Source organism: Modestobacter sp. Leaf380, assembly GCF_001424485.1.
Lineage (GTDB): Bacteria > Actinomycetota > Actinomycetes > Mycobacteriales > Geodermatophilaceae > Klenkia.
In genome coordinates this window covers 19,732-33,092 of sequence record NZ_LMQC01000006.1, presented here as the reverse complement: position 1 = coordinate 33,092, position 13,361 = coordinate 19,732, and the positions used below count along the sequence as shown (strand labels likewise).

Sequence of the window (13,361 nt, the reverse complement as noted above, 5' to 3'; positions counted from 1 at the left end):
TCCGCGGGCCGCCTCCCCGTCGGTCAGCCCGTCGCGACCGGGCCCAGCACCGCGTCCAGCGCGCCGGCCAGCCACTCCCGGGCCTGCTCCGGCGACGTCGGGGCGGCCGCGTGCCGGGCGGCGACGTAGAGGTCGGGCCGCACCAGCAGCACCCCGCCGTCAGCCGTCTCCCGCAGGTCGGCCCAGGTGCCGTAGGGGTCGTCGACCGGCAGCCCCGGCCCGATCGCGACCGGGGTGATCGTCAGCCCGCGCTGGGCGCCCAGCTCGGCCGCGGCGGCCAGCCAGGCGTCCCCACCGACCCCGGTGACGACGGCGAAGCGGCCCGTGCCGGCCAGGTCCAGGGTGGACACCTCGTGCCCGGCCCGGGTGACCCAGGTGTGCGGCAGCTTGGCGCCGGGCCAGGTGGTGGGCCGGGCGTACAGCTCGGCGTCCCGCTCGTAGGGCGGCATCGGCGTCCCGTCGGGGACGACCGCGGCGGAGGCGTAGCGCTGGTTGTGCTCGACGCCGTGGGCGTCGAACTCGTAGGCCTTGTGCGCGATCGCCTCCCGGACAGCGGCCCGGACCCGGTCGCCGTCGGGCCCCGGCGCCCGGCGCAGCGCGAGCTGACGCTCCAGCACCTCGACGTCGGTCGTGTCGGTGAGCTCGAGGGCGGCCATGATCCGGCCGGTGTCGGCGATGGACCGGTTGGCTCGCTCCACGACCTGCCGTGCGATCGGGGCGCGCTCGGCGTCGTAGGAGTCCAGCAGGCTCGGGTGGGCGGTGCCGGCCACCACGTGGGCCAGCTTCCAGGCCAGGTTGTAGGCGTCCTGGATCGAGGTGTTGGAGCCCAGGCCGTTGGTCGGCGGGTGGCGGTGCACGGCGTCCCCGGCGCAGAACACCCGGCCGCGGCTGATCGTCGTCGCGAAGTGGTGGTTGACCGTCCAGGGCGAGCCGGACAGCACCTCCATCTCGAAGTCGTCGGTGCCCACGAGGCCGACGGCGAGCTCCCGGACGAAGGAGTCGGTCAGCTCCGGCGGGCCGTCGGCGACCGCGTAGCCCCACATCAGCATCCACTCGGTCCAGGGCTTGATCATCCGCAGCACGCCCAGCCCGACGCCCTCCTTCTCCGCGCCCGGCTGGAGCATCCAGTAGAGGACCGAGGGCCGGTGGGCGACCAGGTGGGTGAGGTCGGCGCGGAACACGATGCCCAGCGCGCCGCCCACCGCACCGGGGCCCTCGAAGGGCAGCTCCAGGTCCGTGGCGACGGCGCTGCGGGCGCCGTCGGCGCCCACCAGGTAGCGCGAGCGGACGTCGAACTCGACCCCGGTGAGCCGGTCGCGCAGCGTGGTGGTGACGCCCTCGTCGTCCTGGACGTGGCGCAGGTACTCGGTGTCGAAGCGGACCCGTGCGCCGCGGTCCTGGGCGGCCTTGACCAGCACCGGCTCGGTGAGGGTCTGCGGGGCGTCGAGCATCGTGCACGGGCTGGCCAGGGCGTAGTCGGCGTGCCGCACGGTGTCGGTGCCCCAGCTGGGGATCCGGCCGAGCTCCTCGCCGACCAGGCTGGTGCAGAACGTCGTCGTCCCCATCAGCTCCCAGGGGGTGGCCAGCGCGGTGAGCGTCTGCTCGACGCCCATGTCGCGCAGGGTCTCCATGGCGCGCTGGTTGGTGATGTGCGCCCGCGGCTCCTGGGACAGCCGCCCGTACTTGGTGACGACGAGGACCCGCGTCCCGTAGGTCGCCAGGAACAGCGCGGCCGAGGCCCCGGCGGGGCCGGTGCCCACCACCAGGACGTCGGTGTCGACCACGGTGGGAGTGCCTGCGAGCGTCATGCGCCGGACACTGGTTGAGCGCTCCACCTGTGTCAAGCGTCACCCCGCAGGTCCGTAGCGCACCGCGACCTCACACCGCCGGCCTGCGCCAGGGCCTCCACCGCGAGGCCGGGTCCACGACGCGCACGGGCCTCGAGGGGCAGTTCAGGATCCAGCCGTCGCGGTCCGCCCCGATCGCCGTCACGGGACTCGTCGTGCCCACGGCTGCCGGGACCGTGCCCCTGGTCCACCCACCTGCTCCGAGGGTCATGACACGGCGCGATCGAGCTCAATCGAGGACGGCGAAGGCCCGGACTGGCATTATCAGCAATCATTGAAAGGGGCAGTTGATGCTGATACCACCGCACGCGTGGACGTCCCTGCTGGCCGCAGGCATCGTCGTGCGACCACTGAACCCCTCCGAGGTGGAACTCGGTGCCGACGACGATCCCGGCCGAGTGCTCGCTCGGGTGCAGCGGCGCTCTGCGCCACTCGTCCCCAGCCACGTACACGACATGGCGCCACAGCCTCACCGTGGTGCCGCACTGCTCGTGGTGCCCTCAGCCAGCCCTGCAGCGCTCGATGCAGCGGAGACCGCGGGCATCTCGGTGCTGGTGACCGATGCCCGCGGGCGCCAGCCGGTCAGCGGCCACATCGTGCTGCCGACCCGTGTCGTCCGCCTCCCGTCCGGGTCGTCACCCTCGTCGCCCACCACCTCAGCGCCGGCCCGACCAGGACGTCGCCCCTGGGGCGCTCTGACCGTCGTCCGTCGGCTGCTCGCCGGTCGCTCGGCGACTCAACAGGAACTGGCGTCGCAGGCTGCCGTGAGTCAGGGGCGGGTCTCCCAGACGTTGTCCGGCCTCGTCACCGCGGGGCTGGTGACACGGAGGGCCGATCCAGGGCGGTCGCACTGGTCGGTGACGGACTGGGACGACCTGGCCGACTGGTGGCTGGGCCGCTACCCAGGACCCGGAGGCATCACCACCTACTGGTTCGGGTTCGCCAGTGCACCGGAGCAGGCCCGGACCGCCGTGACCGCTCTGCGCGGCGCAGGTGTGCCTGTCGCAGTGTCCGGGGACGTCGCCGCGGATGCGCTGGCTGCCTGGCGTCGCCCACTCCGCGCCGTCGTCTACGCCGCGCCCAGCGGGCGGAGCACCCCCGTTGACCTCAGCACGGTCGGGCTGACCCCTTCCGGCCCCGACGAAGCCACGTTGGAACTCACCGTCCCGGCCGATCCTGGCGTCTGGGCGGCTCCCGATGATCTCGACGATCGTGTCGCGCTGCCGTTGGCCGACGGGGTGCAGGTGCTCTGGGACCTCCAGCGCTCCCCTGCATCCGACACCGACCAGGCTGTCGCGGCGCTGCGTGCACTGCTGCGCACCCGGTTCCGGGCGGCCACCGGCCAGACACGATGAGCGTCGACCGCCTCGTCCTCGCCTCCGCAGGCCGCGCCAGCGATGCGGCCTTCCTGGCCGCTGCTGATCTCGCTGCCATCGCCGCCGAACTCGACGCCCCCTACCGACTCGTCGGCGGGAACGCGGTGAGCCTCCTCGTAGCGTTGTTCGAGGTGGGCGACCGAGTCCCGCCCCGCGAGACCGCTGACGCCGACTTCGGCGCCGAGCACCCCGTGATCGCAGACCCACGGTTGCTCGCAGCCCTGCTGCAGCACGGCTACACCCAACAGGCGGGCAACCGGTTCGTCCGCACGCACACCATGCCCGCTGCTGACGACACCGAGCCGCCGCCGAGCTGGGAACTCGTCATCGACGTTCTCGCCCCCTCCTACACGGGGCGCATGCTGTCCAACCAGGTACACGGGGCGCTCGTCGTCGACGAGATCCCCCGGCCTGGCCTTCGCCCTCGCCCGCCCGAGCACCCCGGTGGCGATCGACGTGCGCCTCACATCCGGTCACGACCTCGTCGCCGACCTGACGCTCCCGGACGTGGTGTCCGCCATCTGCCTCAAAGCCCACGCCTACACCGGGCGGATGACCGACCGCGACGCCGTGGACCTGTGGCGGCTGCTGGAGGTGGCTCTCGCCGCCGGCGTCACTGCGGCCACGTGGCCGACTGGACCGACGGCCTCGGACGCAGCCGTCGTCCTGCGCCAGCACTTCGGTCGCCCGGGTTCACCCGGAACCGCACGGGCCACCAGGGACCCCGCCCAGCAGACCCGGATCCGAGCACTCGTCGGCCATGTCGTCGGCCCTGGGCGCAGCTGAGCGCAGCCGTCGTCCGCGCCGATCGTCATGACGCCCGACCGGGGAAGCAGCAGCAACGACAGCTGTGGCACACCTACCCTCGGTGCGTGCCCGTGCTCCCTCCCGACGTCGCGGCCGCCCGGGACGCCGCGCACCGACAGCGGCTGGCGCCCTGGGTCGAGCCCCACCAGCAGCGGCGGTCCCGGCACGAGGCGCACCCGGTGTGGGACTTCCTGTTCACCTACTACTCCGAGCCGCCGGCCCGGCTGCTGCGCTGGCACGCCGGTGTCGGCACCTCGGTCACCGGGGAGCTCGCGCAGGAGCGGCTCGGCTGGCCGCTGTACGCCCGGCTCGAGGACGGCTCGGTCGGGCTGGACGTCGAGGCGTTCCGCGCGAAGCGGGGCGCGGCGACCGGATGGACCGCCGGGCTGCTGGCCCGCACCGCCGGCCGGGCCGGGCAGTTCGGCTGCTTCGGGCTGCACGAGTGGGCGATGGTCTACCGGGCCGGCGAGGTCCGGCACGGCGGCGTCCCGCTGCGGCTGGGCGCGGCCGGCACCGACGCCGTCGTCGAGGGGCACCGGCTGCAGTGCACCCACGTGGACGCGTTCCGGTTCTTCACCGCCGACGCCGTCCCCCGCAACGCGCTGACCCCCACCCGGGAGACCCAGGCCGAGCTGGAGCAGCCGGGCTGCCTGCACGCCACGATGGACCTCTACAAGTGGGCCTACAAGCTGTCCCCCGCCGTGCCCGGGGAGCTGCTGGCCGACTGCTTCGTCCTCGCCGCCGACGTCCGGGCGCTGGACATGCGGGCCAGCCCCTACGACCTGGCCGACCACGGCTTCCCGCCGGTGCCGATCGAGACCGCCGCCGGCAAGGCCGAGTACGCCGAGGCCCAGCGCGGCTTCGCCGCCCGCGGCACCGCCCTGCGCGAGCGCCTGCTGGCCGTCTGCGACGCCGTCCTGGCGCCCGCACCCGCGCCCGCCCCCGCCGCCCTCGGTTGATCAGGGGCGGCGGGGGCCTCAGAGGACCTTGCCGGGGTTCATCAGGCCTCGCGGGTCCAGGAGGGTCTTCAGGCCGCGCATCAGGTCCATCGTCACCTCGTCGGTGACCACCGCCAGGGCCTCGCGCTTGGCCTGGCCGATGCCGTGCTCGGCGCTGATGCTGCCCGACCGGCGGGCCACCTCGCGGTAGACGACGTCGGCCAGCTCGTGCGCGCGGGCGGCGAACGCGTCCGGGTCGGCGTCGACCGGCGGGGTCAGGTTGTAGTGCAGGTTGCCGTCCCCGACGTGGCCGTAGGTGACCAGCCGGACGCCGGGGGCCGCCACCCGCAGCGCGGCGTCGGTGGCCGCGACGAACTCCGGCAGCACCCCGACCGGCACGGTGACGTCGTGCTTGAGGCTGGGCCCCTCCGGGTTCTGTGCCTCCGAGATGCCCTCCCGCAGCGTCCACAGCGCCGCGACCTGCGCCGACGACGAGGCGACGACGGCGTCCGCGACCAGGTCCTGCTCGACGGCCTGCCCGAGCACGTCCTCCAGCAGCGCGTCCAGGCCGGCGTCGGGGCGGGCGTCGCCCAGCTCCAGCAGCACGTACCAGGGGTGCACCTCGGCGAAGGGGTCCCGGGCGCCGGCGACGTGGGTCAGCACCAGCTCCAGGGCCTGCCGGGACACCAGCTCGACGGCGGTCACCCGGTCCCCCGCCGACCGGCGCAACAGCCCGAGCAGGTCGACCGCGGCCTGCACCGAGGGCAGCGCTGCCCACGCCGTCGTCGACGAGCGCAGCGCCGGCACCAGCGACAGCACGGCCCTGGTGACGACGCCGAGCGTGCCCTCGGCGCCGATGAACAGCTGGGTCAGGTCGTAGCCGGTGTTGTCCTTGCGCAGCGCCCGCAGCCCGTCCCAGACCCGGCCGTCGGGCAGCACGACCTCCAGGCCGAGCACCTGGGCGCGGGTGTTGCCCCAGCGCAGCACCCCGGTGCCACCGGCGTTGGTGGCGATCGTGCCGCCGATGGTGGCGCTGCCCTCCGAGCCCAGCGAGACCGGGTAGAGACAGCCCACGGCCGCCGCGGCCTCCTGTACGGCCTGCAGCACGGCGCCGGCCTCGACGGTGACCGTCAGCTCGGCCGGGTCCACGGCCAGCACGGCCCGCATCCGGGTCAGCGACAGCACCACCTCCGCGCCCGACGCGTCGGGCACCGCGCCGCCGCACAGCCCGGTGTTCCCGCCCTGTGGGACGACGGCGACCCCGGCGGCCGAGCACAGCCGCAGCACCGCTGACACCTCCGCGGTGCTGGCGGGCCGGACGACGGCCAGCGCCGTCCCGGACCACGCGCCGCGCCAGTCGGTCAGGTAGGACGCCGTCGCGGCGGGGTCGGTGAGCACGCCGGCGTCGCCGAGCTCGGCGCGCAGCCGCTCGACGAGCTCGGCGTTCACGCGGCGGCCCCGACGGCGGGCAGCCCCAGCACCGAGCGGGCGTCGGCCACCGCGTCCAGGTCGAGGGTGTCCCCCCGGTGCCGGGCCAGCCGGTCGGCCCAGTCGGCGGCCCTGGCCGGGAAGCAGCGGTCCAGCAGGTCGACCATGACCGCCACCGCTGTCGATGCCCCGGGGGAGGCACCGAGCAGGGCGCCGAGACTCCCGCCGGCGGAGGTGACCACCCGGGTGCCGAAACCGACCATCGCGCCCCGTCCCCCGGTGCGCTCGAGCAGCTGGACCCGCTGGCCGGCGGTCACCAGCTCCCAGTCCGCCGCCCGCGCCGTGGGCACGAAGCCGCGCAGGGACGCCGTCCGGGCCGTCGGGGTCTGCGCCAGCTGCCCGACCAGGTGTGCGGTGAGCGCGCGGTTGTCCCGGGCGGTGGCCAGCAGGGTGGGGACCGCGTGCGGCCGCACCGACCGGAGCAGGTCGCTGCGCCGGCCGGTGCGCAGGAACCTCGGGGAGAAGGCCGCGAACGGGCCGAAGAGGAGGTGTTCCCGGCCCTCGACGGTGCGCAGGTCCAGGTGCGGCACCGAGATCGGCGGGGCGCCGGGCGCTGCGTGCCCGTACAGCTTGCCGCGGTGTGCGGCGACCAGCTCCGGGTCCGACGTCCGCAGGAACCGGCCGCTGATCGGGAACGCACCCAGACCGCGGACCTCGGGCACGCCCGCGGCCTGCAGCACCGGCAGGGTCGCGCCCCCCGCGCCGACGAAGACGAACCGGGCCCGCACCCGGCGGGCCAGCCCCGACCGCCGGTCGGTCACCGTGGCAGCCCAGCCGGCGCCGTGCCGACGCAGCCGGGAGACGTGCTGGCCGACGGAGACCTCGGCGCCGCGCCGGGTGAGGACCTGGAGCAGGCCCCGGGTCAGCGTCCCGTAGTCGACGTCGGTGCCCTGCCCGGAACGGGTCAGCGCGAACGGCTCGTCGCCGGTCCGCCCCCGCGTCACCAGCGGCACCCAGGACGCGGCCTCCTCGCGGTCCTGCGTGAAGCGCGTGTCGGCGAACAGCGGGTGGTGCGCCAGCGCCTCCCGACGCCCCCGGAGGTGGGCGACGCCCTCCGCGCCGCGCCCCAGCCCCAGGTGCGCCACGGGACGCACGAAGGAGGGGTCGAGGTCTCCCGCGGCCACCAGGTCGGCCCACAGCCGCAGCGAGGCGGCGAACTGCTCACCGATCCGCACGGCGGCCGTGACGTCGACCGAGCCGTCGGCCCGACGGGGGGTGTAGTTGAACTCGCAGAGCCCGGCGTGCCCGGTGCCCGCGTTCATCCAGGCGGCCGAGCTCTCCAGACCGCCCTGGTCCAGCCGTTCCAGCACGGCGATCCGCCAGTCCGGCTGCAGCTGCGAGAGCAGCACGCCCAGGGTGGCGCTCATGACGCCCCCTCCGACGAGCAGGGCGTCGACGTCCTCGGTGGGCACGACGGGTGGCACGGGGACCTCCAGGGGGATCGGGTCGGGTCAGGCGGACGCGAGGACGGCGGCCAGCACCAGCCCGGCCACGCCGATGCCGCGGCGCAGCCACAGCCCGGGCAGCCGGCGCACCAGCGGCGGGCCGAGCACCCCGCCGACGAACAGCCCTGCGGCCAGCGGCAGCACCGCGGCCCAGGCGACGTCGGCGAAGAGGGCGAAGCCGATGGCGGCGAGCAGGTTGGAGGCACCGGAGACGGTGTTCTTCAGGGCGTTGCCGCGGGCCACGGTCTCGCCCGTGGTGAGCAGCAGGACGGCCAGCAGCAGCACCCCGGATGCGGCCCCGAAGAACCCGCCGTAGACCGACACCGCGGCCACCCCCGCGCCCATCGCCCAGAGGGCCCGGCGGGGGTGCCGGCGGGCCTCGGCGGTGCCGTCGGAGGCCAGCTCGCGAGGCGGGCGCTGGAGGAGGATGAGCACCGAGGCGGCGGCGATGAAGAACGGCACCACCGCCTCGAAGGCCGATGGCGGGGTGGTCAGGAGCAGCGCGGCCCCGGCGACACCACCGGCCATCCCCAGCGGCAGCAGCAGCGCGATGCGCCGTCCCTGGCCGCGCAGCTCGGGCCGGGAGGCGCCCACGGCGCCGACGCTGTTGAGCACCAGCGCGACGGTGTTGGTGACGTTGGCGGTCACCGGCGGGAGCCCGGTGGCCAGCAGCGCCGGGTAGCTGACCAGCGACGCCAGACCGGCGACGCTGCCGGTCAGCCCGGCGCCGAGGCCGGCCAGCACCAGCAGGCCGGCCTCGAGCGCGCTCAGCGGGCGGGCTTGACCGCGAGGACCGGGCGGTCGCTGTCGAGCAGGATCCGCTGGGCGCTGCTGCCCATGAGCAGCTTGCCCACCGGGGAACGCCGGCGGATGCCGATGACCAGCACGGACGCCTGCACCTCCTCGGCGACCCGGAGCACCTCGTCGGCGGCGTCGCCCTCGTGGGCGGTGCGGCGGACCTCCACCTGCACGCCGGCGGCCGAGGCCCGGCCGGTCAGCCCGGTGACGGCGTCGTCGTCGGCGGCGGTGCTGCTGACCGGGGCACCGCTGCGCGGGGAGTTCAGCACCAGCAGCGGCTCGCCGCGGCGGGCGGCCTCGGCGACGGCGGCGTCGAACGCCGCCTCGCCCTCGGGCGAGGGCAGGTAGCCCACGAGCACGGTCACACGAGCTCCTCGGTCTTGTCGGCGGCGGCGGGCCGGGCGGCCCGACGCCGGTTGCGCACGGCCTGGACGACCGGCAGCAGCAGGACGACGAGGAACACCGTCAGCAGCACGCCGGAGATCGGCCGGGTGAAGAAGCCGGTGGGGTCGCCGTCGAAGAGCAGCAGCGACCGGCGCAGCGAGCTCTCCAGCAGCGAGCCCAGCACGAAGGCCAGCACCAGCGGGCCGGGGTCGAAGCCGCACTTCTTCATCAGGTAGCCGATGACGCCGAAGACGATCACCAGCACGATGTCGAAGACGTTGTTGTTGACCGTGTAGACGCCGATCAGGGTGATCAGCACGGTGATCGGGGCCAGGATCGCCGGGCGCACCCGCAGGATCCGGACGAAGACCCCGACCAGCGGGATGCTCATCACCAGCAGCAGCACGTTGCCGATGTACATCGAGTTGATGACGCCCCAGAACAGCTCGGGCTCCTCGGTGACCAGCTGCGGGCCGGGTGTGATGCCCTGGATGAGCAGCGCCCCGAAGATGACCGCCATGGTGGCGTTGGCCGGGATGCCCAGGGTCAGCAGCGGGATGAACGACGACGTGGCGGCCGCGTTGTTGGCGGTCTCCGGGGCGGCGACGCCCTCCACGGCGCCCTTGCCGAAGCGGCTGGGGTCCTTCGCGCGGCGCTTCTCGATGGCGTAGGCGGCCAGCGAGGCCAGCACCGCACCACCGCCGGGCAGGATGCCCAGGAAGAAGCCGATGACCGAGCCGCGGCCCACGGCCCCGCGGGACTGCTTGAGGTCCGACCGCGACGGCCAGACGTTGGAGACCTTGGTGGGCGCGTTGACCGCCCGGTGCCGCTCCTCCAGGTTGTAGAGGATCTCGCCCAGGCCGAACAGGCCCATGGCGATCGGCACGAAGTCCAGGCCGTCGGCCAGGCTCAGGTTGTCGAAGGTGAACCGCTCGGCGCCGGTGAACCCGTCGCGGCCGATGGTGGCCAGCGCCAGGCCCAGGCAGGCGGCGATGAGCGCCTTGGGGCGGCTGCCGGAGCTGACGGTGGAGACCAGCAGGATGCCCAGCAGGGCCAGCGCGGTGTACTCCGGCGGGCCGAAGTCCAGCGCGTACCCGGCGATGACCGGGGCCAGGAACGACAGCGCGACGATGGAGACGGTGCCGCCGACGAAGGAGCCGATCGCGGCGATGCCCAGCGCGGTGCCGGCGCGGCCCTGCTTGGCCATCGCGTGGCCGTCGAAGACGGTGACCACCGAGGAGGCCTCGCCGGGCAGCTTGAGCAGCACCGAGGTGATCGTGCCGCCGTACTGGGCGCCGTAGAAGATGCCGGCCAGCATGATGATCGAGGTCACCGGCTCGATGCCGATGGTCAGCGGCAGCAGGATCGCGATCGTGGCGGCCGGGCCGAGGCCGGGCAGCACGCCGATCAGCATGCCGATGACGACGCCGATCAGGCAGTAGAGCAGGTTGGTCGGCTCGATGACGACGAGGAAGCCGTCCAGGACCGGGCTGAGGGAGTCCACCGGAGGGCCTCCTAGAAGAGGTGCGGGATCGGGACGGACAGCGCCACGACGAACAGCGCGTAGAAGACGGCGACGACGCCGAGGCTGACCAGGACCGACGTCCGCCAGCCCTCCCGGCCCAGGAACCGCAGCCAGACGAAGCACAGCAGCACCGCGGGGACCTCGAAGCCGATCACGTCGATCAGCAGCACGAAGCCGACCAGGGTGGCCAGGCCCGCCAGCACGCCCCAGGCGCGGGAGGTGAAGGCCTCGGCGTCGGTGGTGCGGCGGGAGGCCACCGCGGTGGCGACCGACAACGCGATCAGCGCGATCGCGACCAGCAGCGGCCAGGTGCCCGGGCCCGGGGCCTCGGCGGTGCCCACGCCCAGGGACAGCGACCCGAGCAGCACAGCGACCCCGATGCCGAGGGTGACCACCGCGGTGGCCAGGTTGGTGACCGGGCCCGCCGTGGGCGGCCGGTCCTCCTCCGCGACCTCGTCGACCAGGTCGTCGGCCTCGGCGGCGGTCGCACCGGGGAGCACCCCGGCGTCGGGCAGCGCATCCGGTCCGACCGCGTGGTGCGGGGCCGACCCGGCGTCCCCCCGGACCGCCGGGGAGGCCCCCGCCCCGCCGTCCCCGGGCTGACCGGGGACGGCGGGACGGGTGGCGTCGTGCTGGGTGGCGTCGTGCTGGGTGGAGCCCGAGGAGGGGGAGGTCACGCGCCGCCGCCCAGGTCGATGCCGTACTCCTCCGTCAGCGACCGGTAGTTCTCCAGGTTGTCCGACCAGACCGTCTGCAGCTCGCTGCCGTCGATCTCGTTGGCGGTGAGCAGCCGGTCGGCGTTGAAGTCCTGGTAGCCGGAGTCGGCGAAGGCGGTGTCGAAGGCGTCCTGCAGGGCCGAGACGACCTCGTCCGGGGTGCCGTCGGGGGCGACGATCGCCCGGGACTGCTGCACCTCGGCGTCGGCGTAGCCCTCCTCGACGGCGGTGGGCACGTCGGGCAGGAACTCGTTGCGCTCGGCGGCGAAGGTGACGATCGGGGTCAGCTCGCCGGCCTCGATCTGGCTGAAGGCCTCACCGAGCTGGATGGCGGCGATGTCGACCTGGCCACCGAGGACGGCGGTCAGGGTCGGGGCGCCACCGTCGAAGGGCACCGGGGTGGCCTCGACGCCGAGCTCGCCGGTCAGCAGCGCAGTGGACAGCTGGCTGCCGGTGCCCACGCCCGTGGTGCCGTAGGTGACCGAGCCGGCCGCGGTGATGTCGTCGATGCTGGCGATGCCGCTGTCGGCGGCGGTGACCAGCACGTAGTCGTCCTGGGAGATGCCGGTGACGACGGTGAAGTCGTTGATGTCCTGCGCCTCGTCCTCCGACACGGCCAGCGGTGTGATGTAGGCCAGCGTGCCGTTGAAGACCATCAGCGTCTGCCCGTCGGGCTCGGAGCCGGCGAGCTCCTCGGCGGCCAGCGCGCCGTTGGCGCCGGGCCGGTTCTCCACGCTGATCGCCACGCCGAGCTCGTCGGAGGCGATCTCGGCCAGCGCGCGGCCGATGAGGTCGGTGCTGCCGCCGGGGTCCTGGCCGATGAGCAGGGTGATCGGGCCGTCGGGGAAGCTCGCCGCAGCGTCGTCACCGCCGCCGCCCCCTCCGAGGTTGCCCCCACAGGCCGACAGCGTCGCGACCAGCGTCGCACCCATCCCCGCCACGGCCCATCGGCGCGTCGTGTTCCACGTCATGTCGTCCTCCTCGTCGAGAGCGTCGTCCCGGCCACACGGCCCACCCTGCCGCTGTGAGCGCGGTCACGGGCCTGGGACTCGGGGGACCGTATGTCGGCGCAGCGATGCCGGTCCAAGCCCGATGAGGCATCGAGCGATACCCTCGACGCATCGTGTTCAGCCTCGACCAGCTCCGGGGGTTCGTCGCCGTCGCCGACGAGCTGCACTTCGGGCGCGCCGCCACGCGGTTGCAGATGACCCAGCCCCCGCTGTCCCGGCAGATCCAGAAGCTGGAGCGCGACATCGGTGCCCAGCTGCTGGACCGGGACAACCGCGGGGTGGCCCTCACCCCGGCCGGGCGGGTCTTCCTGACCGAGGCCCGCCGGCTGCTGTCCCTCGCCGACGCGGCCCCCGACCTCGCCCGCCGGGTCGCCGCGGGCTCGCGGGGCACGGTCCGGATCGGCTTCACCGCGGCGTCGGCCTACCGGGTGCTGGGCCGGCTGCTCGGCCTGGTCGCCGAGGCCCTGCCGGACCTGGACGTCGACCTGCAGGAGGGCGTGTCCCGCGAGCAGGTCGCCGGGCTGCTCGGCGGGGAGCTGGACCTGGGGCTGGCCCGGCCGCCCTTCGACCGGGCCGCGTTCGCCTCCCGGCTGCTGGACCGCGAGGCGCTGCTGGTCGCGGTACCGGCCGACCACCCGCTGGCCACGGCTGCCGGCCCGGTCGACCCCGCCGTGCTGGCCGACGAGCCGATGGTCATGCACTCCCCCAGCCAGGCCCGGTACTTCTACGACCTCGCCGTCCGACTCGTGCCGATCCGGCACGAGAACGTCGTGCACACGGTCAGTCAGGTGCTGACGATGCTGCTGCTCGTCGGTGCCGGCCGCGGGGTGGCCCTCGTCCCGGCCTCGGCCACCGCCCTGGGCATCGACGGGGTGGTCTTCCTGCCACTGGCCCCCGCCGACGCCGAGCCCGTCGAGCTGCACCTGCTGTGGTCCCGGGAGTCGGTCAACCCGGCGCTCCCGCGGGTGCTCGAAGCCCTCGCCCCGCTGCGACCGCCGACCCGGTGATGCCCGGAGGGCATCGCCGC

The 13,361-nt window shown here is 74.4% G+C and carries 12 protein-coding genes; 4 read left to right on the top strand and 8 right to left on the bottom strand.

All coding sequences use genetic code 11. From position 1 onward, the window contains the following. Positions 1-23 precede the first annotated feature (23 nt). The gene (locus tag ASG41_RS06005; protein WP_056291319.1) at positions 24-1,808 is read right to left on the bottom strand and encodes an FAD-dependent monooxygenase; all 1,785 of its coding nucleotides are present in this window, start codon (positions 1,806-1,808) and stop codon (positions 24-26) included. Positions 1,809-2,212: 404 nt separating this feature from the next. Here ASG41_RS06005 and ASG41_RS23430 point away from each other — a divergent pair, with 404 nt between their 5' ends. The 3 genes from ASG41_RS23430 (at position 2,213) to ASG41_RS05990 (ending at position 4,989) form a co-directional block, all read left to right on the top strand. Further along, the gene (locus ASG41_RS23430; RefSeq protein WP_157519085.1) at positions 2,213-3,202 is read left to right on the top strand and encodes a winged helix-turn-helix domain-containing protein; all 990 of its coding nucleotides are present in this window, start codon (positions 2,213-2,215) and stop codon (positions 3,200-3,202) included. Positions 3,203-3,667: 465 nt separating this feature from the next. Then, complete coding sequence (locus tag ASG41_RS24155; RefSeq protein ID WP_056291315.1) at positions 3,668-4,009, top strand: hypothetical protein; 342 nt, start codon at positions 3,668-3,670, stop codon at positions 4,007-4,009. Between the two features lie 86 nt (positions 4,010-4,095). Further along, positions 4,096-4,989 carry a hypothetical protein gene (locus ASG41_RS05990; RefSeq protein WP_056291312.1) on the top strand — a complete coding sequence of 298 codons (894 nt, stop codon included), beginning with the start codon at positions 4,096-4,098 and terminating at the stop codon, positions 4,987-4,989. Between the two features lie 18 nt (positions 4,990-5,007). On the opposite strand, the gene ASG41_RS05985 is transcribed toward ASG41_RS05990, so the two are convergent. From ASG41_RS05985 to ASG41_RS05955, 7 genes are read right to left on the bottom strand one after another with little or no spacing between them, the layout of a single operon-like run. After that, positions 5,008-6,417, bottom strand: coding sequence for an FAD-binding oxidoreductase (locus ASG41_RS05985; protein WP_056291310.1), 1,410 nt, complete (start codon positions 6,415-6,417; stop codon positions 5,008-5,010). Then, the gene (gene mqo, locus ASG41_RS05980) at positions 6,414-7,880 is read right to left on the bottom strand and encodes a malate dehydrogenase (quinone) (protein ID WP_056291308.1); all 1,467 of its coding nucleotides are present in this window, start codon (positions 7,878-7,880) and stop codon (positions 6,414-6,416) included. Before mqo ends, ASG41_RS05985 begins: the two co-directional genes overlap by 4 nt. Before the next feature lie 27 nt (positions 7,881-7,907). Next, a complete protein-coding gene (locus ASG41_RS05975; RefSeq protein WP_235564545.1) occupies positions 7,908-8,645 on the bottom strand; it encodes a sulfite exporter TauE/SafE family protein in 738 nt (245 codons plus the stop codon). Between the two features lie 23 nt (positions 8,646-8,668). Continuing rightward, positions 8,669-9,064 (bottom strand): universal stress protein, encoded by a 396-nt coding sequence (locus tag ASG41_RS05970; protein ID WP_056291304.1) that lies wholly within the window; start codon positions 9,062-9,064, stop codon positions 8,669-8,671. Further along, on the bottom strand, positions 9,061-10,587 hold the full coding sequence (locus tag ASG41_RS05965) for a tripartite tricarboxylate transporter permease (RefSeq protein WP_056291302.1): 1,527 nt from the start codon (positions 10,585-10,587) through the stop codon (positions 9,061-9,063). Before ASG41_RS05965 ends, ASG41_RS05970 begins: the two co-directional genes overlap by 4 nt. Before the next feature lie 11 nt (positions 10,588-10,598). Further along, positions 10,599-11,285, bottom strand: a complete 687-nt coding sequence (locus ASG41_RS05960; RefSeq protein WP_082556629.1) for a tripartite tricarboxylate transporter TctB family protein — start codon at positions 11,283-11,285, stop codon at positions 10,599-10,601. After that, positions 11,282-12,295, bottom strand: a complete 1,014-nt coding sequence (locus tag ASG41_RS05955; RefSeq protein WP_056291300.1) for a tripartite tricarboxylate transporter substrate binding protein — start codon at positions 12,293-12,295, stop codon at positions 11,282-11,284. The genes ASG41_RS05960 and ASG41_RS05955 overlap by 4 nt, the downstream gene beginning before the upstream one ends. A gap of 152 nt (positions 12,296-12,447) precedes the next feature. On the opposite strand from ASG41_RS05955, the gene ASG41_RS05950 reads away from it, so the two are divergent. Beyond that, positions 12,448-13,341: a LysR substrate-binding domain-containing protein gene (locus tag ASG41_RS05950; RefSeq protein WP_056291298.1), complete on the top strand. Its 894-nt coding sequence runs from the start codon at positions 12,448-12,450 to the stop codon at positions 13,339-13,341. The last annotated feature ends 20 nt before the right edge of the window (positions 13,342-13,361 follow it).